Raw genomic sequence first — 25,309 nt, 5'->3', positions numbered from 1 at the left:
ACGAGCGTCCGAGTGAAACATCGGCAACAGCCGCGATGGTGAATATCGGGCCAGCGTAACCGCATGTTCGGCTAGAGTGATCGTGAGCGAGCGAGATCATGCACGGTGAGCGTGCTTGGGACGTGAAGGGAGCCGCGGTGTCGGATCCGAACGTTGAACAGGCCGGGTTTGTAGGGGCGAGCTCTGCGTTGCAGTCGATCCGGGACGAGAACTCCTGGATCCAGCAGCAGATCTCGGGCGGCGGGCTGAGCATGGAACCCCAAGCCGCCGACGAGGCGGCTAAAGTGTACAGGCGTGAGGCCGAAGAAGCTGACAACCTTGCTAGGAAGGCTGGGAACTTGCAGCAGGTTCCAGGTCTGGGGGCCTACACCTCTGGGCAGCAGTTGGCGGCCAAGTTCGGGAACAAAGCTCAAAACGGCTCGAGCGGTGCGGCGGACCTGCTAGGTCAGTTTGCCGAAGAGCTGCGGCGCAAGGCGAGTCTGTTCGAGCAGGCCAAGGAGAACTATCAGGCTACCGATGAGCAGATTTCCGGGGATCTGCGGAGGGGCGCACAGTGAGCATGTGGAAGCGTTCATTGATGACTATTGTTGCCGGCGTAGCGCTGGTCAGCGCTTCCGCGTGTTCGCCGAGCGAAGGCGCTGGTGACGGCTCGTCAGAGACCACTGGAGCCTCACCCTCGGGTGAAGCATTGGCGAGTGTGAAGCCGTGTGAGCTCCTCTCGTCGGAGACCTTGAAGTCCTTCGGATTAGAGATTCCTGGCGAAGCTATGAATTCGTTGCCGTGGCGACCGGGTTGTGGCTATCAAGGTGAACCTGTTTCCGTCACGTTGTACAAAGACAAGCGGAATACGGTCGCCTCGAATGAACAGAAGTCTACTTGGGCAGAGTTTGAGCACCTTGAGGTGAATGGTCGTTCTGGTGCGCGGGCGATCACCCAGGGTACTACGAAGGCGCGTCTGTGCAATGTGATGTTCGATGCTGGACAAGGATTAATCCAAGTGCAGGCTCGAGAAGACCGCCTTCCCGACGATGTGGACGAGTGTGCGAAAGCGTTGGAGATCGCAAAGAAAATTGAGCCGAACGTTCCTGAGCCCGCGTGAGTGAGTGTCGCGGCACGCTGCGCTGATAGGCGTGCTTCGGTCTTGGCAGGCGTGGGGACGCGGGTAGCGCCTCCGGTGTTGTCGGAGGCGCTGTGTCGCCGGGGCTGTCTCAGCTGAATCGGTCGGTCTTGACCGCGTCCAGGAACGTCTGCCACTGCGCGCTCGTAGTGGTGAAGTAGCCGAGCGAGCGGTCCTTGGTGTCGCGTACCGCCGCACCGTCGCCGAGCCGACCGACCTCGACGCAGCTCGTACGTTGCTGGGATCGGCTCGACTTGCGCCAGCCTTGCGGGGGCATCGTCATAGTTGCCCTTCCATCTCATCTTTGATTTTGGCGATGAGCCCGATCGAGCCCGGACTCACCCCCGCAGCCTGATTCAGCGCAGCGAACCGAGGAACACCGCCCAGGCTCGACGGTCGAACAACAGCGCCGGACCGTGCGGACACTTGGAATCCCGCACAGCGGTGACCTCACCACTAGACAGGGAAGCGGCTTCCACACACGAGCCTCCATTAGGACCACTGCGGCTGCTCCGACGCCAGGACACACCGGTCAGCTCTGCCGCGTTCGGCACACTGTCGTAACGCATCATGCCAGCTCCTTCACGAGTTCGGCGAGGAAATCGGCTGACTCCGCCGGGGACAACGCCTGCTCGGCCAACGACTCGAAGACCCCGTTGAACATGGCCACCTCGTCGACCTCCTCCAGATAGATCCCACCCCGCTGGTTCTCCAGATACACCACACCGGGATCACCAACGCGTGGAAAACCCAGCCACTGGAAAGAGCCGAGATGACCGCGATGTGGCCCCACGGCGAACGGCATTACCTGGACGGTGACATTCTCCCATTGGCCCACCCGCACCAGATAATGCAGTTGTTCACACATCACCTCGGCATCGCCCACCTGTCGTCGCAACGCCGCCTCGTCGATCACCGCGTGCATCCACAGTGGTTCCTCGGAGCGCCACAGCGCCTCCTGCCGCCGCAGCCGTGCCTCGACCAGCTCGCGAATCCCGACATCGGAGGGGCCGTCCTCACCACGCACCAGGGCTTCGATGTAGGAGCGGGTCTGCAGGATGCCGGGCGGATATCCCAGCTCCCACTCCCGGATCCGATCGGCGCCCCACTCCAGGCCGACGTAGATCGAGAACCAGTCCGGCACCGCGCGATTGGCGTCCCACCAGCCCTTCTCCTTGGCGAGCTCGGCCAGCCGCAGGTACCACGCGACGCGTTCGTCGGGCACCTCGAAGAGCGAGAGCATCACCTCCAGGTCGGGGCCGCTGATCGTGTTGCGCATGCTCTCCATGTGGGCGATCTTCGCCGCGTTGCAGCGAAGTCGTTTTGCCACATCGGACTGTTTCAGCCCAGCTTCCTCACGAAGTCTGCGGACCTCCTGCGACAACCACCGCCTTCCGACAGTGGGGCTGATCGGCTCCGGGATCGCCGGTCCCGAACTGTTCATACTCACCTCTTCGACTGACAGTAAAACCGCTTACCCGATCGGGCGATTGTGCAGTCAAATTAACTAAGTCAATCTGACTCTACTGACTCGATAGGCAAGTCAGTGCCACTTGTCACGAACACTGCCGAAGAGGTAACCATGCGTAACGTCATGACGCTGTACCGGGTGGTCAACCCCGACTCACTCGGCTCCTACACCGAACTGCTGCACCACCAACCCACCGAGCACCCAGTCGACGACGCCGCGGCCTTGCCCCGGCTGCGCGAGTGGGCGCTGGCCGTGCTCTACCGCACCGAAGAACGGTTCGGGATGTACCAGATCGCGATCATGCCGCTGGACCAGCACGACAGACCCGACGAGAACGCCTTCCACGACCTCATCGCCGACGACACCGAGGTCATCGAGGACTACCTCTGCTGGTCCGGGTGCTCCGAACTCGTCCCCGCTGGGGAGGGGTGAACTCGCTGGATTGCTTAGATGGTTGCTTGGCGGAACCTCGCGCACGGCTCTCGCTTCGGGTGCCCCGACATCGGGTTTACTACACAACGTCTCCGACCGTCCTCGCGAGAGCCGCACCCGAGAACCCGCAGCGGTGCCGATTGCGGGGGCGGTGGGGGCTCGGCCTGCGAGGGTGGTCGGAGTGCGGCCAGCGAGGGTGGCTGGGATTCGGCACCGGGCGAGGTTCTCGCCCAGCGGCCCGGCGATTTCGCGAGAAATCGACGCCCACCTATCCCCGTACCGCCCCAACGGAGCGGAAATTTCACGAGAAATCGACGCCGCTCCGAGGCCGTAGCTATCCCGCCCGCGACCGGTAAGCGCCGACCAGCCGCTGACCGACGGTGAACACCGAAGCCGCGGCCAGCACCCACAGCGCGACGTCGAGCACGTACGGCACCCCCATCCCGTGCAGGCCCGTCGCCACCAACAGCACCACCAACCGTTCGGCCCGCTCGGCCACCCCGGCCGTGGCGGAGAGCCCCTGGGCCTCCGCCCTGGCCTTGACGTAGGAGATGACCTGGGCCGCCACCAACGAGAGCAGCAGCGCGAGGCCGCGCGTCTCGTTCCCGGTAGTTACCAGCGCCCACCACAGCAGTGAACCGAACACGGCGCCGTCGGCGATGCGGTCGCAGCCGGCGTCCAGCACGGCCCCGAAGTCACCGCCGTGTCCCGAGGCACGGGCGACCGCGCCGTCGAGCAGGTCGAACAGCAGGAAAACCGCGACGACCAGGGTTCCGGTCAGCAGCCAGCCGCGCGGGAACAGCGTCACGGCGGCGGCGACGCTGCACACGGTCCCCACCACCGTCACTACATTGGGTGACACACGATGTCGTACCAACCATGCACCGACCGGGTCGGTGATCTTGGAAACCGAGGGTCGCGCGAAAACGTTCAACATCGCTTCGTTTCATCCGCCGCCGTACGGGCAGTCACCCGCACAGCGCAGCTTAACCGGCCTCGATCAGCGGGCCGAAGCGCACCACGCAGCAGCGGCTCGCACCGGATGATTTCCGTCACACCGGGGATTGCGTCGAGCGGGGAAGGCGTTGTCTCGCTCGGAAACATTTTCCTCGACTCCCCGGAGGTCCGAACATGACCGAAACCGCTGCCATTCCCGGCTACACCGTGGGCACCTGGGACATCGACGCGGTGCACTCCGACATCGAGTTCACCCTGCGACACATGGGGGTGGGGCGCTCGCGCGGGCGTTTCGACAAGTTCGAGGGGCAGATCATCACCGCGGCGAACCCGCTGGAGTCGAGCGTGACCGCCACGATCGACGCCACCTCGATCAACACCGGTAACGCCGACCGGGACGCCCACGTCCGCAACGAGGACTTCCTGGACACGGAGAACTACCCGACCGCGACCTTCCGGTCCACCGGTATCCGCCAGGACGGTGAGGACTGGATCATCGACGGTGACTTCACCCTCCACGGGGTCACCGTTCCGGTGTCGCTGGAAACCGAGCCGGGCGGCTTCACCGACACCCCCGACGGCGGCAAGCTGCTGGGGCTTTCGGCGAGCACCACGCTGAACCGCACCGACTTCAAGGTCGGCCCCGACGGCGGAGCCATGCTCGGTGAGAAGGTCAAGATCACGCTGGAGATCGAGGCCACCCTGCGGAACTGAGCCCGCGGAGCCGAGAGACCAACGGGGCCGCGGCGAAACACGCGGCCCCGTGAACTCACTCCACCCGCTGCCAGGCCTCGGACAGCAACTCCCGGGTGTCGCCCAACAACTGGGGCAGCACCCGGGTGTGGCCGATCACGGGCATGAAGTTGGAGTCGCCGCCCCAGCGCGGGACGACGTGCTGATGCAGGTGCGCGGCGATACCGGCCCCGGCCACCGGCCCCTGGTTCAGTCCGATGTTGAACCCGTGCGGCGCGGAAACGCTGCGAATCACCCGCATGGCGCGTTGGGTGAACTCCGCGACGGCCACGGTCTCCCCCGGCGTGAGCTCGGTGTAGTCGGCGACGTGCCGGTACGGCAGCACCATCAGGTGCCCCGGGTTGTACGGGTACAGGTTCAGCACCGCGAACACGAGCTCGTCCCGGGCCACGATCAGCGACTCCTCGTCGGAACGATCATCGCCGAGCAGGTGGCAGAACGGACATCCGTCGCTGTTCTCCCCGGTGGGCTTGTTCTCGCCCTGGATGTAGGTCAACCGGTGCGGGGTCCACAACCGCTGCAACGCGTCGGGGACACCGATGCCGTGCTGCGTGCTCGTCTCCGGGCCCGATTCGCCCGCGGTGGCCGATTCCCCGAGGTCGGAGGTTCCCGCACCGCTCGCGGGCTCCTCTGTCCCGTCGTCGGTGCCGTTGTGGGGCAGTCGTGTCACGCCAGCTCCGCTCCGAAGTTCTCCGCGCTCGGCGAAGCGTTCTCGCGACGCTCCACCCAGTTGGTCAGGGCCGCCACGGCCTGCTCGACCGGTACCTCGTTGAGCTGACTCCCGTCACGGAAGCGGAACGAGACCGCGTCGGCCTCGACGTCCTTACCGCCCGCCAGCACCATGAACGGCACCTTCTGAGTGGTGTGGTTGCGGATCTTCTTCTGCATCCGGTCGTCGCCGCTGTCGATCTCGACCCGCAGCCCCTTGGACCGCAGCACGTCGAAGACGCGCTCCAGGTGCGGCAGGTGCTCGTCGGCGATGGGGATCCCCACTGCCTGCACCGGCGAGAGCCAGGCGGGGAAGGCCCCGGCGTAGTGCTCGGTGAGCACACCGAAGAAGCGCTCGATGGAACCGAACAGCGCACGGTGGATCTTGATCGGGCGCTGCTTGGAACCGTCGGCGGCGGTGTACTCCAGATCGAACCGTTCCGGCAGGTCGTAGTCGACCTGGATCGTCGACATCTGCCAGCTCCTGCCGAGGGCGTCCTTGGCCTGCACGGAGATCTTCGGGCCGTAGAAGGCGGCACCGCCCGGGTCCGGAACCAGTTCCAGCCCCGAGCTCTCGGCGGCCTCCCGCAACGAGTCGGTGGCACGCTGCCACTGCTCGTCGGTGCCCGAGTACTTCTCCTCGTTGCGGGTGGACAACTCCAGGTAGAAATCCTCCAGACCGTAGTCGCGCAGCAGGTTCAGCACGAAGCCGAGCAGCGACTTCAGCTCGTCCTGCAGCTGGTCCGGGCTGCAGTAGATGTGCGCGTCGTCCTGGGTCATGCCGCGCACCCGGGTGAGGCCGTGCACCACCCCGGACTTCTCGTAGCGGTACACCGACCCGAACTCGAACAACCGCAGCGGCAGCTCACGGTAGGAGCGCCCGCGCGAGCGGTAGATGAGGTTGTGGAACGGGCAGTTCATCGGCTTGAGGTAGTAGTCCTGCCCGGGTTTGCGCAGCTCCCCGTTCTCGTCGTACTCCTCGTCGAGGTGCATCGGGGGGAACATGCCGTCGGCGTACCAGCCGAGGTGCCCGGAGGTCTCGAACAGCGCGCTCTTGGTGATGTGCGGCGAGTTGACGAACTGGTATCCGGCCTGCTCGTGCCTGCGCCGGGAGTAGTCCTCCAGCTCGCGACGGATGATGCCGCCCTTGGGGTGGAACACCGGCAGGCCGGAGCCGACCTCCTCGGGGAAGGAGAACAGGTCCAGTTCCGCCCCGATCCTGCGGTGGTCCCGGCGTTCCGCCTCGGCCAACCACTCCAGGTGCGCGTCGAGCGCTTCCTTGGACTCCCAGGCGGTCCCGTAGATCCGCTGCAGCTGCCGGTTGCTCTGGTCGCCGCGCCAGTAGGCGGCCGCGACCCGGGTCAGTTTGAAGGCGGGTAGGAAACGGGTGTGCGGCACGTGCGGCCCCCTGCAGAGGTCGCCCCACACGGTCTCCCCGTGGCGGTCGATGTTGTCGTAGACGGTCAACTCACCGTCGCCGACCTCCATGACCTCGCTGGTGTCGACATCGTCGGAACCGGACTTGAGATCGACGAGTTCGAGCTTGTAGGGCTCCGAGGCCAGTTCGGCACGCGCGTCGTCCAGCGAGGCGTACTCGCGGCGCTGGAACTTCTGCCCCGACTTGACGAGCTGCTTCATGCGCTTCTCCAGCGCCCGCAGGTCCTCCGGGGTGAACGGCCGATCGACGTCGAAGTCGTAGTAGAAACCGTCCTTGACCGGCGGTCCGACGCCCAGCTTCGCTTCCGGGAACAGCTGCTGCACGGCCTGCGCCAGCACGTGGGCGGTGGAGTGGCGGATGACGCCGCGCCCCTCCTCGGTGTCGGCCGCCACGGCCGCCACCTCGGTGTCGGTTTCGGGCACCCAGGCCAGGTCACGCAGCCGTCCCTCGTCGTCGCGCACGACGACGACCGCCTCGGGGCCCTTGGAAGGCAACCCCGCCTGCTGGACGGCGTCGCCGGCCGTAGTGCCCGCCGGTACCTTCACCCGGGATTCCTGCTGGGCTTGGGGCGGCGAGACTGACACGGTTACTCCTACGGTTTGCTGCTCGAACGAACGTTTGTCGGGAACCCGGTCCGGCGGAACTCGCGGGGAAACCCCACCGCCGGGCCGAGGAAACCCTCCTGTCGATGCTATCGGCCACCGCCACGGCCACCGCCATCCGGCTCGTGGGCCGGCCCCGCACCGGACCGGCGACCAACCGCTGGTGACGCTCTCACCCCGACCCCTCCAACGAGTCGGCGAGCACCTGTTCCACCTCACCGGCGGAGAACGGTTCACCCGCGTGGCGCCCCCGCACGGCGTGGACACCCTTCTCGCGCAGTCGTTCGGCCTGACGGCGGGTGTCCACTCCACCCGCCACCACCGACATCCCCAACAACCGGGCCGCGTTGATCACGCTGTCGGCCAGGTGCTCGTCCAACGGGTCGGACTCCGGCCACTCGGCGATCCGGGCGAGGTAATCGCCGGCGATGTGCACCGAGGTCACCGGTAGTTCCCGCAATCTGCGCGTGTCGGTGTAGTGGCTACCGAAATCGCGGACCGCCAGACCCGCGCCGAACTCGCGAACGATGTCGACGGTGTCCACGGGGTCGCCGACTTCGTCGAACAGCGCGTCCTCCGGAACTCCCAGCCGCAACCGATCCGCGGTGACTCCGCTGTCGGCGAGGATACTCCGGAAATCGTTCACCAGGTCGGGATCGCGGAAGTACCTGCCGGACAGATCGACGGCGACGACGGGAGCGCGCTCGCCCAACCCGCGTAGCCAGCCACGGGCGTGTTCACATACCTGTCGCAACAACCAATCACTCAACCGTGTGATCATCCCGGTGTTCTCGGCCAGCTCGACGAAGCGTTCCGGGGCGAGCTCGCCCAGATCGGGGTGATCCCAGCGCGGTTCGGCGTGCACGGCCACGACGTGATCGTCGTCGAGACTGCGCACCGGGTGGTACTCCACGAAGAACTCGTTGTTGTCCAGCGCGGCGGGCATGGTGGCCGAGAGTTCGAACCTGCGACGCGCGGCGCTGTTGCGCTCCGCGTCGTAGAGCACCCACTGCGCCTTGCCCTCCTCCTTTGCGCGGTACAGCGTGATGTCGGCCTCACGCAGCAGCAGTTGCGCGTCGGTGCCCGCGACCGGCTGTTCCACGACTCCGGCACTGGCGGATGCCTTCAACTCGTGTCCGCCGATCCGCACCGGCCTGCGGACCTCCTCCAACGTCCGCTCGACGAGCGGCACCATTCCGCCCGGCCCGTCGGTGTCCGGAACGAGCAGCACGAACTCGTCGCCACCCATCCGGGCGGCCAGCGCACCACGCTGCTCGGCGACCTCCTTCATGCGCAGCGCCACGCTGCGCAGCAGCTCGTCGCCGATCGGATGCCCGAGACTGTCGTTGATCGTCTTGAAACCGTCCAGATCGAAGTAGCAGATCCCGACGCGACGGCCGCCCGCCCCGGGAGCCAGGGCCTTGTCCATTCCCGTGTTCAGCCGGGTCCGGTTGGCCAGCCCGGTCAACGGATCGGTGGTCGCCTGCGTGTTGAGCCGTTCGTTGAGCAGTCGCAGGTCGGTGATGTCGGCGTAGAGCACCACCTGGTACTCCGGTTCACCGTCGGCGTCCCGCACCAGCGCACCGGACACCTGGGTCCACACCAGCGTCTCGTCGTCGGTGGTGAACGGAACCTCCACCATGAACCGCTCGTACACCTCCGCCAGGAGCGCGTCCTGCTCGTCCCGGAAACTCTCCCGATACTCGGGATCGCACAGCTCCAGGACGTGACACCCGAGCAGTTCCGAGGCGTCGGTGCGGAAGATCGTCCCCATCGACTCGTTGACTTCCTGCACCAGGCCGTCCAGCCCCACGATGGCGATCCCCAGCGCGGAGGAGTTGAACACGGCCCGGAAACGTGCCTCGCTGGCCCGCAGTGCTTCCTCGGCACCGTCCCGCGCGTCACGCACGGCCCGCTGCACGAGATCCTGATCGGCGAGCACACGCCGCTTGACGGCAGCGGCGAATCCCTCACCGAACGAAGCCAGCAGTTCGTTCATCCGCTCGGCGGTGTCGCCGTGAACGAGTCCCAGCTCCCTAGCCAACCCCGGCAGCCGCGAGCCGAGCAGTTCGAGCGTGCGACGCAGCGCGAGGGGGTCGACGAGGTGAACCCGGACCAGATCGGCGGCCAGCTCGTTCACGTTGCCGGCGTCGAACGAATCCGCTGCCAGCGCTCGCAGCAATCGTTCGGTGCGCTCTTCCAGGAATTCCCACAGTTCGGGGCGCCCCATCGGCACGTAACTCGTGCCGATCACCACGCGTGCCCACCCTCGGGCGAACTCGGCCACCCGAGAGTCCCGCTCGGGCACGACCGCGGATTCTTCGGGGGTGGAACCACGCGCTTCCGAAGAAGTGTCGTTCATCGGGCTACACCTTGTGTCCGAGCGCGCCGTAGACCAGCGAGCGCGCCGGGTCCTGCCAACGGTCCTCCTCGGTGTCCGGACGCCACTCCGGCACGTAGACCAGGCCCGGGTCCACCAGTTCGAAGTCCGCCAGCAGCTCCCGGATCTCGTCGTGGCTCCGCGAAGTTACCGGATTGCTGCTGTCGGCGTAGAGATCGATGATGCTCTGCAGTAACTCGGGGTGGTGGTCACTGGTGACGTGCGAGAAGCCGAGGAAACTGCCCGGAGCCATCCACTCGTGGTAGCTCCGAAGGATCTCGGCCGGACGCGCGGAGTGGGGCACGAAGTGGAACAGGGCGACCATCATCACGGCTATCGGCTGTTCCGGATCCAACAGCCGCGCGGCCTGCTCCGATCCGAGGATCCCGTCGATCTCGGCCAGGTCGGCCTGGACCACGTCGGCACGGTCGTTGCCCTCCAGGATCGTGCGACTGTGCGCCACGGCCACCGGCTCGTTGTCGACGTAGAGCACACGGGCCTCCGGGTCGAGCTCCTGGGCGATCTCGTGCACGTTGCCGACGGTGGGGATGCCGGAGCCGATGTCGAGGAACTGCCTGATCCCCTGCCGCAGGCAGTACCGAACGGCCCTGCGCAGGAAGGCCCTGTTGTCCTGCGCCAGCGGTTTGACGTGCGGGACGCGGGACTCCACCTTCCGGGCCAGTTCGCGATCCACTTCGAAGTTGTGCGAGCCGCCCAGGTAGTAGTCGTAGCATCGCGCCGCGCTGGCCTTCTCGAGATCCACGTCCGAGGGCAACCGACTCGGGTCGGTCATGGAAGCTCCTTTGGTCGTGGGCCACCAATGGCACCCCCCGATACCTCGGCCCGTTCGTGATTGGTCCGTTCGGTTCACGGTGCGTCCACCCCGCCCCGGCTTCACCGGAAACACCACCGAGAGATCAACACGAATCCTATCCCTCACCTACCGCGCCTGATCACTCACGGTCGGTACTAGCTCCCCGTTCGATATGCCACTACTCCGATCGGGGGTGTAACCAGCGTCACCCGTCCACATCGCGGGCCAGGCGCTTAGGTATGCCTAAGCTGTTTCGGGAGGGTCGTATTCGCCGGGCGACCGACCGCGAGCCGAGGTTCTCGGCGAGTCGGAACGGGCGCCGGACAGGCCCCGCCCACGAACCGACCTCAGTCAGCAACGCGAGGGCACCGCGCCCAGGAGGACCGCCGTGAGCCATCCGCTTCGAGTAGCCGTGATCGGAGCCGGCCCCGCCGGCGTGTACGCCTCGGACATCCTGACCAAATCGGAAACACCGGTCGAGATCGACCTGTTCGACAGAATGCCCGCCCCGTACGGACTGGTCAGGTACGGAGTCGCACCCGACCATCCCCGCATCAAGGGCATCGTCAGCGCCCTGCACAAGGTGATGGACAAACCGGAGATCCGGTTCTTCGGCAACGTGGAGTACGGCGTGGACTGCAAGCTGGCGGACCTGCGGCAGCACTACGACGCCGTCGTGTTCTCCACCGGAGCCGCCGACGACCGGGAACTCGACATTCCGGGGATCGACCTGCCGCACAGCCACGGCGCTTCCGAGTTCATCTCGTTCTACGACGGGCACCCGGAAGCACCCCGCGACTGGAACCTCGACGCGAACGGTGTGGCCGTGCTCGGCGCGGGCAACGTGGCCCTGGACATCGCGCGCGTGCTCGCCAAGCAGGCGGACGACCTGCTGAGCACGGAGATCCCGGACAACGTGTACCGGGCGCTGCGCGACTCCTCGGTGACCGACGTGCACCTGTTCGCACGGCGCGGTCCCGCCCAGACCAAGTTCACTCCGCTGGAACTGCGCGAGCTCGATCACCAGTCGGAGATGGAACTGATCGTGCATCCCGAGGGATTCGAGCTCGACGAGGCCAGCGAAGAGGCCATCAGGACCAACAACCAGGTCAAGTCCGTGGTCAAAACGCTGCAGGACTGGGCGCTGCGGGATCCGAAGGGCAACACCCGGCGGCGGTTGCACTTCCACTTCCTCCGGCGACCGGTCGAGGTACTCGGAACGGACCGGGTCGAGGGACTGCGCACCGAGATCATGGAACTGGACGGCAACGGCTCGGTGAACGGTACCGGCGAGTTCGAGACCGTCGAGGTGCAGTCGGTCTACCGCGCGGTCGGCTACCTCAGCTCCGCGCTGCCCGACGTCCCCTTCGACAACCGCTCCGGCACCATCCCGCACGACGGGGGACGGGTGCTGGACATCGACGGGGAGCACATCCCCGGCGTCTACACGACCGGCTGGATCAAGCGCGGCCCGGTGGGACTCATCGGACACACCAAGGGTGACGCGCTGGAGACCGTGAACAACATGCTGGCCGACGTCAGCGAGGGTGCGGGCCACGACGGGGATGCCGTCCCGCGCATGCTGTCGGAGCGCGGGATCGCCTACACGACCTGGCAGGGCTGGAACCTGCTGGACGAGCACGAACGCGCCCTCGGGGAACAACGGGGGCGGGAGCGGATGAAGGTCGTCGAACGCGACGAGATGGTGCGCGTCAGCCGCGACGGCGACAGCTGACGAAAACACCACCTGACGCGGTGACACGCCGCGCCACCGTGCGCCGGGAGCTCGACCGGAGTCGGTAACGCTCCTACCGTCCGACCGGAAGGTACGCCCGCGCCGTTCCCACACGTGCGCGGGCCGGTCGGATCGTGGAGCGGAGCGGCGATGGGCTGGGACTGGTTCTGGGCACCGGAGTACGGCCCGGCACGGTTCGTGGCACAGCGGTTGCTCGCGCTGTGCTACGCCATGGGCTTCCTGTGCGTGATCAACCAGTTTCCCGCCCTGCTCGGTTCACGGGGACTGACCCCTACCCCGCGGTTCCTGCGCCATGTGGGTTTCCGTCGCACCCCCAGCCTGTTCCACCTGTACTACTCCGACCGGTTCGTGCTGTGCTGCGGCTGGTTCGGGCTGTCGCTGAGCGTGGCCGCGTTCTGCGGGCTGGCCGACCCGCTCCCGCTCTGGGGCTCGATGGCGGTGTGGTTCGTGCTGTGGGCGCTGTATCTGTCCATAGTCAACATCGGCCGGATCTGGTACGCCTTCGGCTGGGAATCGCTGCTGCTGGAAACCGGTTTTCTCGCGGTGTTCCTCGGACCGGCCCACACCGAACCACCCGTGTTGGTGATCTGGTTGCTGTGCTGGTTGCTGTTCCGGGTCGAGTTCGGTGCCGGGCTGATCAAAATGCGGGGCGACCCGGCCTGGCGTGACCTGAGCGCGCTGCACCACCATCACGAGACCCAGCCGATGCCCGGCCCGTTGAGCCGGGTTTTCCACCGGCTGCCCGGTGGACTGCACAAGGTGGAGGTGCTGGCCAACCACTTCACCCAGCTGGTGGTGCCGTTCGGGCTGTTGGCACCGCAGCCGGTGGCCACGATCGCCGCGCTGATCATGATCGTGACGCAGTGCTGGCTGATGCTCAGCGGCAACTTCGCCTGGCTGAACCTGATCACCATCACGCTGGCGTTCGCGGCGATGGACACCACGCTGCTCGGTTGGATACCGGTGGACGCGCTCACACCGGGTTCAGCACTCGGAACCGCCGGTCCGATGTGGTATCGGGCGACGGTGCTGTCCCTGACCGTGCTGGTCGTCGTGCTCAGCTACTGGCCGATCCGCAACATGATCGGACGCGGCCAGGTGATGAACCGCAGCTTCAACAAGCTGCACCTGGCCAACACCTACGGCGCCTTCGGCAGTGTTACCCGGGCTCGGTTCGAGGTGGTACTGGAGGGCCGCGGCGAGGACGACGAGTGGCGGGAGTACGGTTTCCGGGGCAAGCCGGGGGACGTGACGAAGCGTTCGCCGCAGGTGGCGCCGTATCACCTGCGGCTGGACTGGCTGATGTGGTTCGTGGCGATCTCGCCGTCCTACGGGAGAGGATGGCTGGAACGGCTGCTGGTGGCGATGCTGCGCGACGAACGTCGGATCCTCTCGCTGCTGCGGCACAACCCGTTCCGGGAGACCGCCCCGCGCCACGTTCGCGCCCGACTGTTCCGCTACCGGTTCAGCACCGCGGCCGAGAAGCGCGAGTCCGGCGTCTGGTGGGTGCGCGACCCGGTCTCCGAACTGATCCCCGCGGTATCACTGGACGACGTTTCACCGAACGACTGATCGAAGCGCTCAGAGATCCCGCACATCGGCCACCACCCCAACCGGCCACCACCTCACCCGACAGCGGCCTCATCCGACAGCGGTGAACGGGAGAGTCGTATCGGGTGATCGGCGCGAGATCGCTGCCCTACCGCAGGATCCCGCGACGCCGAACTCCGGTCCATCACCGGACCGGGCGTCGTTGTTCGTTCGGTGTCCGGAAAGGACACCACGAACCGCTCCCGATCGGTGCGGGAAGAACCGGGAACAGCGGAACCAGTGCTTCTACCCGCTCGGGCCGGGCCACTCGGGATCGGACCGCCGGGCCGGCGCGTCCACCGTCGCACACGGAATCCCCGAGAATCCGGGAAAGCTCGGGGAATTCCGGTGGCCGATCGGTCACTCCCGAGCGAGCCAGGAGTCGGGTTCGAAGACCTCGTAGTGGATGTCCGTCTCGGCGACCCCGGCGGAGACCAGCTGCCGATGTGCCTCGCGCATGAAGGTGGACGGGCCGCACAGGTAGGCGTCGGTGCCCGGCGGGATCCGCAGGCCCGCCAGATCGGGCAATCCCGTCCGTTCTTCCGGCCAAGGTCCTTCGGGGACCTCGTACCAGACGTGCGCCTCGGCGTTGTCGAGCTCGGCGACCAACCGCTCGAACTCGGCGCGGAAGGCGTGCCTGCTCGGGGATCGGTCGGCGTGCACGGCGATCACCCGCCGGGCGGAATCGGTGGCGACGAGGTGGCGCAACATCGCGATCACGGGGGTGCACCCGATCCCGGCGGAAGCCAGCAGCACCGGGTCACTGCTCTCCTCCAGGACCACATCGCCGAACGGAGCGCTGAGCCGCAGGACGTCTCCTTCGCGGATGTGATCGTGCAGTCGGTTCGAGACCTCACCGTCCGGTTCACCATCGACTCTCCTGACCGTGATGCTGAGCGCGTCGGCCCGCGTGTCACCCGTCAGGCTGTACTGCCGGATCTGCCGCGCACCGTCCGGCAGTCGGACTCGGACCGAGACGTACTGCCCGGGCCGCCATTCGGGCACCGGCCCACCGTCCACCGGGCGCACCAGGAACGTCACCACCTCCGGGGTCTCGAAGCGACGAGCGTCGACGCGGTAATCGCGCCAGGTGTCGCCGTCCGGAGCTCCGGCTGCCGCGTACAGCTTTTCCTCGCGGGCTACCAGGGACTCGGCCATCAGCCAGTAGACCTCGTCCCAGGCCCTTACGACCTCGTCGGTCGCGGCGTCGCCCAGTACTTCGGCGATGGCGGCGAAGAGATTCGCATGCACGACGTCGTACTGGTCCCGGGTGACGCCCAGCGAAGCGTGCTTGTGCGCGATGCGCGAGAGCATCCCTTCGGGCGAGGTGCCCGGTCCGTCGACCAGTGCGGAGGCGAAGACGGTGATCGAACCGGCAAGCGCCTCACGCTGCGTGCCGTTCGCCTGGTTTCCCCGGTTGAACAGCTCGCGCAACAGTTCCGGATGGGCGGCGAAGAGTTTGCTGTAGAAACGAGCGGCGATCTCGCTGATGGCGCCGCGCACGACTGGCAGAGTGGCGCGGACGGTCTCGGCTGACCTCTCGGACAACATCGCGAACCTCGAATTTTCATCTCAGATTCGTATTTGACTGCATGCGAAGCCGCACCCCGGTACGTATCAGCACCGGGCTCGTTCACGGGGCGATCAGTCGGTCGACCGCGCGGACAGGCTCAACAGGACCGGACCCGCCGGGGCGGTGACGAGATCCTCGACGGCGATCGGGTCCAAAGAGGCGAAAAAGGCTTCCTGCGCGTCCCGCAACGCTGTGCGCAACCGACACGCATCCCGCAACGGACAGGGCGGGTCCTCCTCGCAACCGACCACGTCCCCCGCCCCCTCCAGCTCCCGCAGGAGCCACCCGACCGAGGCGGACCGACCTGTCACTGTGAGCCACAGCCCTCCACCTCGGCCACGACGCGCCTCCACCAAACCGAGACGCTGCAGCCGAGTGACAACCTTCGCCGCGTGACTGTACGGAACGGCGACGGCGGCGGCCACCTCACGAGTGGTCGGCGTCGTCTCCTCCAGCACCGCCAGCCGCATCACGACGCGCAATGCGAGGTCGGTGCTCTTGGTCAGTCGCATGGCTGGAGACTAACCAAATACGAATCCTGGATTCCACTTCGAGTGAGCGGAACCACGCGAGAGCGATCGGCACTTCCAGCACCACCCCCCCCTTCCGAGCGATCCGGCCGTCCGAAACTCGTCTCACGAGGAACCGGGGCGCGGACTGCTCCGCCGTACCTTCTCAGCCTCGGCGTTGGGAGCCGGTGGGGTCCGTCGAGCGAACCCGGCAGAGCGAACCCAGTCGAGCGAGAACCCGGCTCACCAGTCCGGACGCAGCGGCATGGGGCTGATCCCGCCCTCCGAACGCACTCCCAGCATCTGGTGCAGCTGGATCTCGTTGCTCTCGAAGGCCAGCCGGGAGGCCGCCATGTACAGCCGCCACACCCTGGCTCGGGCGTGCCCCACCTCGGCCACGGCCTTACGCCAGTTGCGCTCCAGGTTCGCGCACCAACCCGCCAGCGTCAGCGCGTAGTGCTCGCGCAGGTTCTCCTCGTGCCGCACCTCCAGACCGTGGTCGTGCATCCGGGACATGAGCTCGCCCGGCGGCTCCAGCTCACCGTCGGGGAAGACGTAGCGGCTGATGAACTTGCCCGCCTTGGCCGGGTAGGAACCGTCGGGACGGGTGATGCAGTGGTTGAGCAGCCTCCCACCGGGGCGCAGTTTCTCCCGCAGAAAGCTGAAGTAGTCCGGCAGCTGCTCCCGCCCGATGTGCTCGGTTAGCCCGATCGAGCTCACCGCGTCGAAGCCGGATTCCGGCACGTCTCGGTAGTCCTGGTAGCGGACCTCGGCCAACTCGCCCAGTCCCCGGTCGGCGATGAGCCGCTGCGCCCACTCGGCCTGGGAACGCGAGAGCGTGACCCCGATGGCGCGCACCCCGTAGTGCTCGGCCGCGTGCAGCACCATTCCGCCCCAGCCCGCGCCGATGTCCAGCAGCCGCATGCCCGGTTCGAGTCCGAGCTTGCGGGCGACGAGATCGTGCTTGGTGTACTGCGCCCGCTCCAGACTCGCGTCGGCTCGCTCGAACACCGCGCAGGTGTAGGTCATCGAGGAGCCGAGCACCCACTCGTAGAACAGGTTCGACACGTCGTAGTGGTACGAGACGCTTTCGCTGTCCCTGCGTTTGGAGTGTCTCCTGCCGCCGCGAGCACGGTTCTCCTGCTCCGGCGGCCGAACGGGCCACCAGAAGCGGTAGCCCGCGAGCCTCACCGCCAGCTCGGCACGCAGCTTCCAGGGAACGTCGGACATCACGACGGACGGAAACGCGGCCAGGGCGGTGTACATGTCGCCCTGCACTTCGATGTGGCCGTTGATGTAGGCCCGCGCCAGTCCCAGTTCCCCCGGGGCCGTGGCCAGGTGTGCCAGTGCCAGCGGAGAATTGACGACTATGGCCGATGAGCAGCCGGAAGGGCCGCTCCGGCTGCCGTCGTAGGCGCGGAACTCGATCGGCAGATCCTCACCGAACAGACGTGCGAACACGGCTGCCAATGCCATTGTCGAACCCTCCATATCGACCTGACAACGACGACCGGCCCCCGGACCGGTAGTCGTGGGGGAAACCGAGCGCGCTCAGGTTCCCAGCACACACTTGTCGTAGAGATCGGGCAATTTGCCCGCCTCGTCGTAGCGCTGTTTCAACCGCTGGTACGTGGCTCCGTCGTAACGGCGCCAGAACTCCTCGGGCTCGTAGTACGCGGTCGAGTACAGCGACTTGTGCCCGTCGAGCTCACTCACCTCGGCCTCGATGGCCCGGTTGTGCGTGCCGACGGATTGCCCCTCCCCCAGCGGCACCGTGGCCCAGAACCCGACGTTGACGTAGAGCGTCGCCGGGTCCATGGGGTAGAGCGGCCAGCCCTGGCTGTCGCGCAGCCGCACCGGACACAACCACACCGGACTGATGCCGATCTCGCGGTGGAAGAACTCCAGGAACTCGGCCAACCGGTCGAGCGGGATCTCGACGTCCTGAATCACCGGTTCACGGCTGGGGCGGCCGCGCAGCCGGTAGAACCGTTCGGACAGCCCGTGGCGCTGGTCGAGGGACACGAGCCTGCGGTAGACGTCCGACCGCAGCAACCGGCGTGGCCAGAACGGGCGGATCGCGGGGTGTTGCGCGCCGAACGCGCGGGAGCACCAGAACCAGTCGGTGTCCCAGCGCCACAGGTAGTCGTGCGTACGCAGGTGATCCACCTCGCGGGCGCGAATCGAGCGGTAGTAGATCCGGTTACCGGTGTAGTCGCTGGTGTAGGGCGCTCGCGAGGTGAAGGTGCCCAGCGTCAGATACAGCTCGTTCGCGCCGAACACGGTGCCGTCCAGAAAGTCCACCCGCTGCTCGTTCCAGTTTCCCGAACGGCCGATGCGCTCGATCGCCTCGGCGCAGGCCGCTGTGGAGTCGAAAGGTACGTGCCGCAGCCGCACGTAGTCCCGCACCGGCTGGAGTTCGATCAGCAGCCGCAGCGCGTAGCCGAGCGAGCCGTAGGAGTTCGGAAAACCGCGGAACAGCTCGGCGTGCTCGTTGTCGGGCCGCGCCAGCACGACGCTGCCGTCACCGGTGAGGATCTCCATCTCCAGCACGGATTCGTGCGGCAGCCCGTTGCGGAACGACGACGCCTCGATCCCCAGCCCCGCCACGGCACCGCCGATGGTGATCGTCTTCAACTGCGGCACGACCAGCGGCATCAGCCCGTACGGCAGCGTCGCGGCGACCAGGTCCTCGAAGGTGGTCATGCCCTGGACGTCGGCGACCCGCCGGTGCGGATCCACCCGAAGCACCCTGTCCAGGCCGGTGACGTCGAGCCCGCCGCCACTGACCGGCGCGCGGAACCGGAACAGATTCGAGGTGGACTTGGCCAGTCGGACCCGTTCGGACGCGGGGATGCGGCCGTAGCGCGCGGCCAGCGCGGCGACTTCGTCGGAGTGTTCGACACGATCGGATGCGGCGGGCGGATCGCTCTCCATGATCTACGACTCTAAGCCGCACCGCCGGTACGGGCATCCCGATTCGCGAGAAACGTCCGAGAATACGCAAACCGTCCATGCGGTACTACTCCGGGGGCACCAGGCCCTGTCCCGACATCACTCGGAACGACGCAGCGCCCAGGCCCGCAGGCCACGGAAACCGGAGACCTTGTTCGGCCCGAGCGAGGTCAGCACGAAATCCGACTCGGAGCGCAATCCCGCCGCGCACTCGCGGTCCACCAGCACCGACGAGGGCCTGGCCAACGTGGTCAGCCTGCTCGCGATGTTGACGGTGGAGCCGTAGACGTCACCGAACCGGGCCAGCACCGTGCCGTGAGCCAGGCCGATCCGCAACGGCGGCAGGTCGGGTTCCCGCGCGACGTTCTCGTTGAGCGAGAGCGCTATCTCCGCCCCGTCACGAACCGTGTCCGCCACGAACAGCACCTCGTCGCCCACGGTCTTGACGATTCGACCGTGGTTCTCGGCGATCACCCTGGTGACCAGGTCCTCGAAGTCGTCGATCAGCCGCGCCAGTTCGCGTTCGCTGTAGTCGCGCACCAACCGGGTGTAGCCCACGATGTCGGCGAAGCCCACCACCACGGTCGGTTCTTCCGGCCCGGTGTCTGCCTCGTCGAGTTCCCGTGCGGCGATGGCGGAGAGGTGCCTGCGCCAGACGTAGCCCTGCAGGTTCTCCATCACCGGAAGGATCGCCTCGGCGACCTCGGCGGTGGTTTCGATGTCGGTGGCGAAGGTGTCGCCGAGCACGGCCTTGAAGATCCCCAGCTGCCACTCGGCCAACCGCGACATGGTCTGGGCCAGTGAACGCGCGACCGCGGTCTCCAGCTCCGGCGGAATCACCTCGGCCGATACGAGCTTGTCCACCGTTCGCATGGCGTCGACGTCGAAATCGGTGAACACCACGGCTTCGGGAGCGACGTGCGCGAAGCCCATCGCCTGCCAGAGCCGCTCGGCCCTGGCGAGTTCGACGCCGGCCAACCGGGCCACGTCGGCCTTGCGGTAGCGGGGCTCACCGCCGAGCAACGCCCGCTCAACCGGATTGTCCGGCGCCACCAAATCATCGTGTGGTTCGAACGACGAGCACATCGCACTCCGAACGTCGGGATACCTCCGAGGGCACCGATCCCAGGATTCGTCCTTTCAGCGTGTTCAGACCGCGACTGCCGACCACCAGCAGATCGGCCGAGTGACTTTCGGCGGTCTCGATCAGCGAGTCGATGGGCGGTCCCAACACGGACACGGTATCGACACTGCCCGCTCCGGCGGAACGGGCGTGATCGGTGGCATCACGCAGACTGTCCTCGGCGGGCGCGGAACCGACCACCTGGAAGGCCTCCTGCCCCATCTCGTCCTGCGCGCGCTCCACGTCGCGCCTGCTGTTGGGATAGTACGCGCAGACGATCACCAGTTCGGCGGAGTCACCCGCCAACCGCGCCGCGCGCCGGACGGCGTGCATCGAAGGGGACGATCCGTCGGTTCCGACGACCACCTTGCGGTAATCAGTCATCGATCTCTCACTCTCCGCCCCACCAGGACTGCTCGGACGTTCGAAGAGGTTCGCCGATCGGCTCACCGGACGGGTCGCGCGGCGGATACGACCGCACGAGCGGTCGGTGCGGCACCGGACGCGCCCGGGGAGCACACGCCCGGTCAACGTTTCGATCGGGAAACATCAATAGCTCAACGACCGCGCCCCGGAATCGTCACGGTGGTTTCGCGCCGTGGCCACCTCACCCATCACCGACCGGGAACTCGGAACGCCGAGCGGGGCGGGCGCGGCCCGCTCAGCCCCGTGGCCGGGACTCGGTTTGCCGGAACAGCGACAGTTGCAGCTGAACACTCAGCCGTTCCGCGGCATCGTCGAGGTCGATGCCGCTGATCTCGGCGGCCCGTCGGACACGGTGGCGCAACGTGTTCGGGTGCACGTGCAGCGACAGACTGGCACCTCGGACATCGCCGAAGAACTCCAGGTAGCACAGCAGCGAGCGGGCGAACTCGGTGCCGTTGTCCGCGTCGTGGGCGCGCAGGGTCGCCAGCCTGGGATCGCGTACCCGCTCGTTGTCCCGCAGCATCGTCAGCACCTCGCTGAGCAGCACCCGGGAACGGACGTCGTCGATGGTGGCGACCTCGGCGGTGTGGTCGTGCCCGAGCGCGTCGAGGATGCGGTCGGCCTCGATGCGGGAGACCGGAACGTCGTCCAGCGTGGCGACGACCGAACCGATGCCGGCCTGGACACCGGAGCGGAGCTGGCCCCGCGCCGCGGTGACGATCTCCTGGGCCAGTCCGGAAACCGCCGATTCGGCGTGCCGGTCCGGCAGATCGGGCAGCAGTACGTACACCCGGGAACCGATCGTGGTCACCAGCGCGCTGCGCCGGTAGGAAGCGGCGTGCACCGAGATCAGACTGGTCATCTCGGCGCGTTCCAGCTCGATCTCGGAGCGGTTGGACACCCCGGTGTGCTCCCTGGGGCGCAGGGTCAGTACCACCACCACGGCGGATTTTCGGGGATCGGCACCGATGTTGGCCGCGGCCGAGTTCCCGTCGATGCGGCTCTCCAGCAAACCGGTCAGCAGGTTCTCCCGGAACCGGGGAGCCATGGTCGACTCGCTGCGCTGGCGGATCAACTGCAGCGCGGCCACCCGTGCCGCACCGATCAGCGACCGGTCGCTGTGCTCGCTCAGCCCGCGAGCACCCTCCTGCACCCAGATGGTTCCCAGCGGCTGCGCACCGGCGTGGATGCCCACTGCCATCCGTCGCCGAATCCCCAGGTCGGGGCGCGGCTCGATCCGGACGACCTCCTCCCCACCGCGCAGCCGTTGGTAGATCCCCCACTCCCGCAGCATGGCCAGGTAGGACTCGGGACCGCGTCTGCCGAGAATGGACAGCCTGCGCAGTTCGTCGACCTCGTCGTCGGAGCGCGAATAGGCGAGCACGCGGTTGGCGGTGTCCTCGATGCTGACGATGCCCTCGGTCAGCGCCGCCACGGTCTGGGCCAGTGAGAACAGGTCCCCCAGCGCCTCCCCGACGTCGGCCTCACCGGTCAGCCGGGCGTTCTCCACCGCCGACCGGGCGAACGACTCCAGCTGCTCCCACCGCACATCGGGACGCACCCCGAGCAGCGCGATACCGCCGCCGATGGCCGCCTCCCGCAGCGCACGGGCGTCCTGATCCGCGTCGACCTTGACCGCCACGGCCGCGGCACCGGAACGGGCCACCCGCCGCACCAGTGGCACCGCCGAGCGGCCACGGGTACCGATCACCAGCACGAGATCCCCGGCTCCCGTTCCCGGTGCCTCCTCCGGATCGAGGATGACCACGTCGTGGACGGCGACGTCGAACCCGCCCGGGGCCGCCAGCACGTCGACCAGCGGTTCGCCCACCGCGATCAACAGCTGCCGCAGCGCCACCCCGGTGGTACCCGGCTGCTCGTCGTTGCCACCCGCACTCGCCGAGTACCACCCATCGGCAACCGGTTGTTCGATCGACCAATCCATCACCGTCAACGATAGCCGCTCGTACAAGCCGACCGGGCGCTCGAACTTCTATCCTCGGCAATTGGAGGGGCCGGTAGCGACACGTCCGGCCCACGATCGACACCGACGTCGCGCGAGGAGGCGTAAGGTCATGGATGCCATCACTTCGGTCCCGGTGCCGGCCAATGAGCCGGTCAAGTCCTACGCCAGGGGAAGCGCCGAACGGGAGTCGCTGCAGCGGCGTCTCGCCGAGCTGCAGGCAGCGCCGATCGAGTTGACCACGACCATCGCGGGCAAACAGCGGATGGCGAGTGGTGAACGGTTCAACGTTGTCCAACCGCACAATCATTCCCGCGTTCTGGGCGTTTGTGCGCAAGCGACCAACGCCGATGTCGCCGAGGCGGTGCAGGCGGCCAAGGACGCGGCCGCGGACTGGGCGGCGATGCCCTTCGACGAGCGCGCCGCCGTGATGCTGCGCGCGGCGGACCTGCTCTCGGGCCCGTGGCGGGACACCATCAACGCCGCCACCATGCTGGGGCAGTCCAAGTCGGTGCACCAGGCCGAGATCGAGGCGGTCTGCGAAATGGCGGACTTCCTGCGGTTCAACGTGCACTTCGCACGCCGCATCCTCGCCGAGCAGCCCAACTCGGTACCCGGCGAGTGGAACCGGATGGAGTACCGCCCGCTGGACGGGTTCGTCACGGCGATCACCCCCTTCAACTTCACCGCGATCGCGGCCAACCTCCCGACCGCGCCCGCGCTGATGGGAAACACGGTGGTCTGGAAGCCGACCCCGACCCAGCAGTTCGCCGCGCACTTCACCATGCGCATGCTGGAGGCAGCCGGGCTGCCGCCGGGAGTGATCAACATGGTCACCGGCGACGGACAGGCGGTCGGCGAGGTCGCGCTCACCGACCCCGACCTGGCGGGACTGCACTTCACCGGGTCCACGGCCACGTTCAAGAAGCTCTGGAAGACCATCGGCGAGAACCTGGACGGCTACCGGAGCTACCCGCGCATCGTCGGGGAGACGGGGGGCAAGGACTTCGTCGTCGCGCACCCATCGGCGGATTCCGACAAGGTGGTCACGGCCCTGGTTCGCGGCGCCTTCGAGTACCAGGGGCAGAAGTGCTCGGCGGCCTCGCGGGCCTACGTCCCGCGCTCGCTCTGGGAATCCGGCATGCGGGAGAACCTGGTCGAAGCCACCCGACGTGTCACCTACGGTGACCCGACCGACTTCTCGCACTTCGGTGCGGCGGTCATCGACCACCGCGCTTTCGCCAAGCACAAGGCCGCGATCGACCGGGTGGCGGACGAGCCGTCGCTGGAGATCCTCGCGGGCGGCGAGTACGACGACTCGGTGGGCTACTTCGTGCAACCGACCGTCATGGTGGGAACCGACCCCTACGACGAGGCGTTCACGACCGAGTACTTCGGACCGATCATGGCGGTGCACGTCTACGAGGACAACGACTACGAGCGGATCCTGGGAATCGTGGACGAGACCAGCCCCTACGCCCTGACCGGAGCGGTCTTCGCCGACGACCGGAGCGCGATCGGGCAGGCCCACGAACAACTGCGCCACGCGGCGGGCAACTTCTACGTCAACGACAAGCCCACCGGCTCGATCGTGGGAAGGCAGCCGTTCGGCGGCGGACGCGCCTCCGGGACCAACGACAAGGCCGGCTCGATGTTCAACCTGCAGCGCTGGGTCAACCCCCGCGCCGTCAAGGAGACCTTCGACGCCCCCACCGAGCACACCTACCCGCACCAGGGCTGAGCCCGGCCACGATCCGCGAGGAGATGAAAGATGCTGCGCAGTGTGATGCTGACCGCGGCCCGGTCCGGTGCGATGCGTGGGCTCGTGGAGGCCAATCCACTCACCCGGACGGTGGTGGACCGGTTCGTGGCCGGGTCGGACTCCCGCGAGGCGATCGGGGTGACCGCTCGGCTGGCCGAGGAAGGGCTGCAGGTCACCCTGGACCACCTCGGTGAGGACACCACCGACGCCACGCGGGCCGACGACACGGTGCGGGCTTACCAGGGGCTGCTCTCGGAGCTGCACCACGCCGGGCTGGCCGACCGCGCGGAGGTCTCGGTCAAGCTCTCGGCGGTGGGGCAGCAGCTCTCCCCGGACGGGGAGAAGATCGCGCTGGACAACGCCCGGCGGATCTGCGAGTCCGCGGCCGCCGTGGGCACCACGGTCACCCTGGACATGGAGGACCACACGACCACGGACATGACGTTGCGGACGCTGTCCGACCTGCGCGTGGACTTCCCCTGGGTGGGAGCGGTCCTGCAGGCCTACCTGCACCGCACCGAGCAGGACTGCCGGGACCTGGCCACGGCGGGTTCCAGGGTCCGGCTGTGCAAGGGGGCCTACTCCGAGCCCGCATCGGTGGCCTTCCAGGACAAGCAGGAAGTGGACCGGTCCTACGTGCGCTGCATGCGGGCACTCATGGCGGGCGGGGGGCACCCGATGATCGCCACCCACGACCCCCGCATGATCGCCATCGCCACCGAGCTGGCCCAGCGTCACGGGCGTGGTGCCGACAGCTACGAGTTCCAGATGCTCTACGGCATCCGGCCCGCCGAGCAGCGCCGCATCGCCGCGGCGGGACACAATCTGCGGGTTTACGTGCCCTACGGCGAGGAGTGGTACGGCTACTTCATGCGCAGGCTGGCCGAACGCCCGGCCAACATCGGGTTCTTCCTGCGCTCCCTGCTGACGCGCTGACCCCGCACTCCCGTCCGGCCGTCGCCCGGTCACCGTCGCCCGAG

Annotated in this window: 23 protein-coding genes; 8 read left to right on the top strand and 15 right to left on the bottom strand. The window is 67.2% G+C overall.

Translation table 11 applies throughout. The features are described 5' to 3' along the window. Positions 1-137: 137 nt before the first annotated feature. Both BM150_RS12550 and BM150_RS12545 read left to right on the top strand, forming a co-directional pair. Positions 138-557 carry a hypothetical protein gene (locus BM150_RS12550; RefSeq protein WP_130467821.1) on the top strand — a complete coding sequence of 140 codons (420 nt, stop codon included), beginning with the start codon at positions 138-140 and terminating at the stop codon, positions 555-557. A gap of 20 nt (positions 558-577) precedes the next feature. Beyond that, positions 578-1,099, top strand: a complete 522-nt coding sequence (locus BM150_RS12545) for a DUF3558 family protein (RefSeq protein ID WP_092927536.1) — start codon at positions 578-580, stop codon at positions 1,097-1,099. 109 nt (positions 1,100-1,208) lie between these two features. On the opposite strand, the gene BM150_RS12540 is transcribed toward BM150_RS12545, so the two are convergent. The 3 genes from BM150_RS12540 to BM150_RS12530 all read right to left on the bottom strand — a co-directional run bounded on the left by BM150_RS12540 (position 1,209) and on the right by BM150_RS12530 (position 2,561). Then, a complete protein-coding gene (locus BM150_RS12540) occupies positions 1,209-1,400 on the bottom strand; it encodes a DUF397 domain-containing protein (RefSeq protein WP_092927321.1) in 192 nt (63 codons plus the stop codon). 73 nt (positions 1,401-1,473) lie between these two features. Continuing rightward, positions 1,474-1,689 carry a DUF397 domain-containing protein gene (locus tag BM150_RS12535; RefSeq protein ID WP_425427419.1) on the bottom strand — a complete coding sequence of 72 codons (216 nt, stop codon included), beginning with the start codon at positions 1,687-1,689 and terminating at the stop codon, positions 1,474-1,476. Beyond that, positions 1,686-2,561 carry a helix-turn-helix domain-containing protein gene (locus BM150_RS12530; RefSeq protein ID WP_092927317.1) on the bottom strand — a complete coding sequence of 292 codons (876 nt, stop codon included), beginning with the start codon at positions 2,559-2,561 and terminating at the stop codon, positions 1,686-1,688. Before BM150_RS12530 ends, BM150_RS12535 begins: the two co-directional genes overlap by 4 nt. Positions 2,562-2,699: 138 nt before the next feature. Between BM150_RS12530 and BM150_RS12525 the strand changes: the two genes are divergently transcribed. Beyond that, a complete protein-coding gene (locus BM150_RS12525; protein ID WP_092927315.1) occupies positions 2,700-3,020 on the top strand; it encodes a hypothetical protein in 321 nt (106 codons plus the stop codon). Positions 3,021-3,354: 334 nt separating this feature from the next. On the opposite strand, the gene pgsA is transcribed toward BM150_RS12525, so the two are convergent. Continuing rightward, positions 3,355-3,957 carry a phosphatidylinositol phosphate synthase gene (gene pgsA, locus BM150_RS12520; RefSeq protein WP_092927313.1) on the bottom strand — a complete coding sequence of 201 codons (603 nt, stop codon included), beginning with the start codon at positions 3,955-3,957 and terminating at the stop codon, positions 3,355-3,357. A 194-nt stretch (positions 3,958-4,151) separates the two neighbouring features. Here pgsA and BM150_RS12515 point away from each other — a divergent pair, with 194 nt between their 5' ends. Then, on the top strand, positions 4,152-4,691 hold the full coding sequence (locus BM150_RS12515; protein WP_092927311.1) for a YceI family protein: 540 nt from the start codon (positions 4,152-4,154) through the stop codon (positions 4,689-4,691). A 55-nt stretch (positions 4,692-4,746) separates the two neighbouring features. On the opposite strand, the gene BM150_RS12510 is transcribed toward BM150_RS12515, so the two are convergent. The 4 genes from BM150_RS12510 to BM150_RS12495 form a co-directional block, all read right to left on the bottom strand. After that, entirely contained in the window at positions 4,747-5,271 is a 525-nt protein-coding gene (locus tag BM150_RS12510) for an HIT family protein (protein ID WP_245755470.1), read from the bottom strand. Between the two features lie 125 nt (positions 5,272-5,396). Continuing rightward, positions 5,397-7,421 carry a threonine--tRNA ligase gene (gene thrS / locus BM150_RS12505; protein ID WP_092927309.1) on the bottom strand — a complete coding sequence of 675 codons (2,025 nt, stop codon included), beginning with the start codon at positions 7,419-7,421 and terminating at the stop codon, positions 5,397-5,399. A 229-nt stretch (positions 7,422-7,650) separates the two neighbouring features. Next, a complete protein-coding gene (locus BM150_RS12500) occupies positions 7,651-9,840 on the bottom strand; it encodes a putative bifunctional diguanylate cyclase/phosphodiesterase (protein WP_092927307.1) in 2,190 nt (729 codons plus the stop codon). Positions 9,841-9,844: 4 nt separating this feature from the next. Continuing rightward, positions 9,845-10,651 carry an SAM-dependent methyltransferase gene (locus BM150_RS12495; protein WP_092927305.1) on the bottom strand — a complete coding sequence of 269 codons (807 nt, stop codon included), beginning with the start codon at positions 10,649-10,651 and terminating at the stop codon, positions 9,845-9,847. Between the two features lie 409 nt (positions 10,652-11,060). Here BM150_RS12495 and BM150_RS12490 point away from each other — a divergent pair, with 409 nt between their 5' ends. Together BM150_RS12490 and BM150_RS12485 are read left to right on the top strand one after the other, a co-directional pair. After that, positions 11,061-12,407 carry an FAD-dependent oxidoreductase gene (locus BM150_RS12490; protein ID WP_092927303.1) on the top strand — a complete coding sequence of 449 codons (1,347 nt, stop codon included), beginning with the start codon at positions 11,061-11,063 and terminating at the stop codon, positions 12,405-12,407. 150 nt (positions 12,408-12,557) lie between these two features. Next, positions 12,558-14,000, top strand: a complete 1,443-nt coding sequence (locus tag BM150_RS12485) for a lipase maturation factor family protein (protein ID WP_092927301.1) — start codon at positions 12,558-12,560, stop codon at positions 13,998-14,000. Positions 14,001-14,378: 378 nt separating this feature from the next. On the opposite strand, the gene BM150_RS12480 is transcribed toward BM150_RS12485, so the two are convergent. From BM150_RS12480 to BM150_RS12450, 7 genes are all read right to left on the bottom strand, one after another. Next, a complete protein-coding gene (locus BM150_RS12480; RefSeq protein ID WP_092927299.1) occupies positions 14,379-15,569 on the bottom strand; it encodes a globin domain-containing protein in 1,191 nt (396 codons plus the stop codon). A 93-nt stretch (positions 15,570-15,662) separates the two neighbouring features. Further along, the gene (locus BM150_RS12475; RefSeq protein ID WP_092927297.1) at positions 15,663-16,103 is read right to left on the bottom strand and encodes an RrF2 family transcriptional regulator; all 441 of its coding nucleotides are present in this window, start codon (positions 16,101-16,103) and stop codon (positions 15,663-15,665) included. Between the two features lie 240 nt (positions 16,104-16,343). Continuing rightward, on the bottom strand, positions 16,344-17,576 hold the full coding sequence (locus BM150_RS12470; protein ID WP_092927295.1) for an SAM-dependent methyltransferase: 1,233 nt from the start codon (positions 17,574-17,576) through the stop codon (positions 16,344-16,346). A 75-nt stretch (positions 17,577-17,651) separates the two neighbouring features. Further along, a complete protein-coding gene (locus BM150_RS12465; RefSeq protein ID WP_092927293.1) occupies positions 17,652-19,037 on the bottom strand; it encodes an FAD-binding oxidoreductase in 1,386 nt (461 codons plus the stop codon). Between the two features lie 117 nt (positions 19,038-19,154). Continuing rightward, on the bottom strand, positions 19,155-20,108 hold the full coding sequence (locus BM150_RS12460) for an adenylate/guanylate cyclase domain-containing protein (protein WP_245755459.1): 954 nt from the start codon (positions 20,106-20,108) through the stop codon (positions 19,155-19,157). A gap of 4 nt (positions 20,109-20,112) precedes the next feature. Further along, the gene (locus tag BM150_RS12455; RefSeq protein ID WP_092927289.1) at positions 20,113-20,562 is read right to left on the bottom strand and encodes a universal stress protein; all 450 of its coding nucleotides are present in this window, start codon (positions 20,560-20,562) and stop codon (positions 20,113-20,115) included. Between the two features lie 277 nt (positions 20,563-20,839). Continuing rightward, positions 20,840-22,462 carry a PucR family transcriptional regulator gene (locus tag BM150_RS12450; protein ID WP_342752572.1) on the bottom strand — a complete coding sequence of 541 codons (1,623 nt, stop codon included), beginning with the start codon at positions 22,460-22,462 and terminating at the stop codon, positions 20,840-20,842. 217 nt (positions 22,463-22,679) lie between these two features. On the opposite strand from BM150_RS12450, the gene pruA reads away from it, so the two are divergent. After that, the gene (pruA, locus tag BM150_RS12445) at positions 22,680-24,308 is read left to right on the top strand and encodes an L-glutamate gamma-semialdehyde dehydrogenase (RefSeq protein WP_092927287.1); all 1,629 of its coding nucleotides are present in this window, start codon (positions 22,680-22,682) and stop codon (positions 24,306-24,308) included. Positions 24,309-24,338: 30 nt separating this feature from the next. Beyond that, entirely contained in the window at positions 24,339-25,265 is a 927-nt protein-coding gene (locus BM150_RS12440) for a proline dehydrogenase family protein (RefSeq protein ID WP_092927285.1), read from the top strand. The last annotated feature ends 44 nt before the right edge of the window (positions 25,266-25,309 follow it).

The organism is Actinopolyspora alba (assembly GCF_900112765.1).
In the GTDB taxonomy this organism is placed as follows: domain Bacteria; phylum Actinomycetota; class Actinomycetes; order Mycobacteriales; family Pseudonocardiaceae; genus Actinopolyspora; species Actinopolyspora alba.
The sequence above is the reverse complement of the archived record's forward strand: the minus strand, read 5'-3'. Positions and strand labels throughout refer to the sequence as shown.

What these genes read in the sequence shown, in the direction of transcription:
- pruA (WP_092927287.1), top strand. Translation starts at nt 22,680, where the DNA reads ATGGATGCCATCACTTCGGTCCCGGTGCCGGCCAATGAGCCGGTCAAG.
- BM150_RS12455 (WP_092927289.1), bottom strand. Translation starts at nt 20,562, where the DNA reads ATGACTGATTACCGCAAGGTGGTCGTCGGAACCGACGGATCGTCCCCT.
- BM150_RS12475 (WP_092927297.1), bottom strand. Translation starts at nt 16,103, where the DNA reads ATGCGACTGACCAAGAGCACCGACCTCGCATTGCGCGTCGTGATGCGG.
- BM150_RS12540 (WP_092927321.1), bottom strand. Translation starts at nt 1,400, where the DNA reads ATGACGATGCCCCCGCAAGGCTGGCGCAAGTCGAGCCGATCCCAGCAA.
- BM150_RS12525 (WP_092927315.1), top strand. Translation starts at nt 2,700, where the DNA reads ATGCGTAACGTCATGACGCTGTACCGGGTGGTCAACCCCGACTCACTC.
- BM150_RS12470 (WP_092927295.1), bottom strand. Translation starts at nt 17,576, where the DNA reads ATGGCATTGGCAGCCGTGTTCGCACGTCTGTTCGGTGAGGATCTGCCG.
- BM150_RS12440 (WP_092927285.1), top strand. Translation starts at nt 24,339, where the DNA reads ATGCTGCGCAGTGTGATGCTGACCGCGGCCCGGTCCGGTGCGATGCGT.
- BM150_RS12465 (WP_092927293.1), bottom strand. Translation starts at nt 19,037, where the DNA reads ATGGAGAGCGATCCGCCCGCCGCATCCGATCGTGTCGAACACTCCGAC.
- BM150_RS12485 (WP_092927301.1), top strand. Translation starts at nt 12,558, where the DNA reads ATGGGCTGGGACTGGTTCTGGGCACCGGAGTACGGCCCGGCACGGTTC.
- BM150_RS12515 (WP_092927311.1), top strand. Translation starts at nt 4,152, where the DNA reads ATGACCGAAACCGCTGCCATTCCCGGCTACACCGTGGGCACCTGGGAC.
- BM150_RS12535 (WP_425427419.1), bottom strand. Translation starts at nt 1,689, where the DNA reads ATGATGCGTTACGACAGTGTGCCGAACGCGGCAGAGCTGACCGGTGTG.
- BM150_RS12530 (WP_092927317.1), bottom strand. Translation starts at nt 2,561, where the DNA reads ATGAACAGTTCGGGACCGGCGATCCCGGAGCCGATCAGCCCCACTGTC.
- BM150_RS12500 (WP_092927307.1), bottom strand. Translation starts at nt 9,840, where the DNA reads ATGAACGACACTTCTTCGGAAGCGCGTGGTTCCACCCCCGAAGAATCC.
- BM150_RS12480 (WP_092927299.1), bottom strand. Translation starts at nt 15,569, where the DNA reads ATGTTGTCCGAGAGGTCAGCCGAGACCGTCCGCGCCACTCTGCCAGTC.
- BM150_RS12545 (WP_092927536.1), top strand. Translation starts at nt 578, where the DNA reads ATGACTATTGTTGCCGGCGTAGCGCTGGTCAGCGCTTCCGCGTGTTCG.
- BM150_RS12495 (WP_092927305.1), bottom strand. Translation starts at nt 10,651, where the DNA reads ATGACCGACCCGAGTCGGTTGCCCTCGGACGTGGATCTCGAGAAGGCC.
- pgsA (WP_092927313.1), bottom strand. Translation starts at nt 3,957, where the DNA reads ATGTTGAACGTTTTCGCGCGACCCTCGGTTTCCAAGATCACCGACCCG.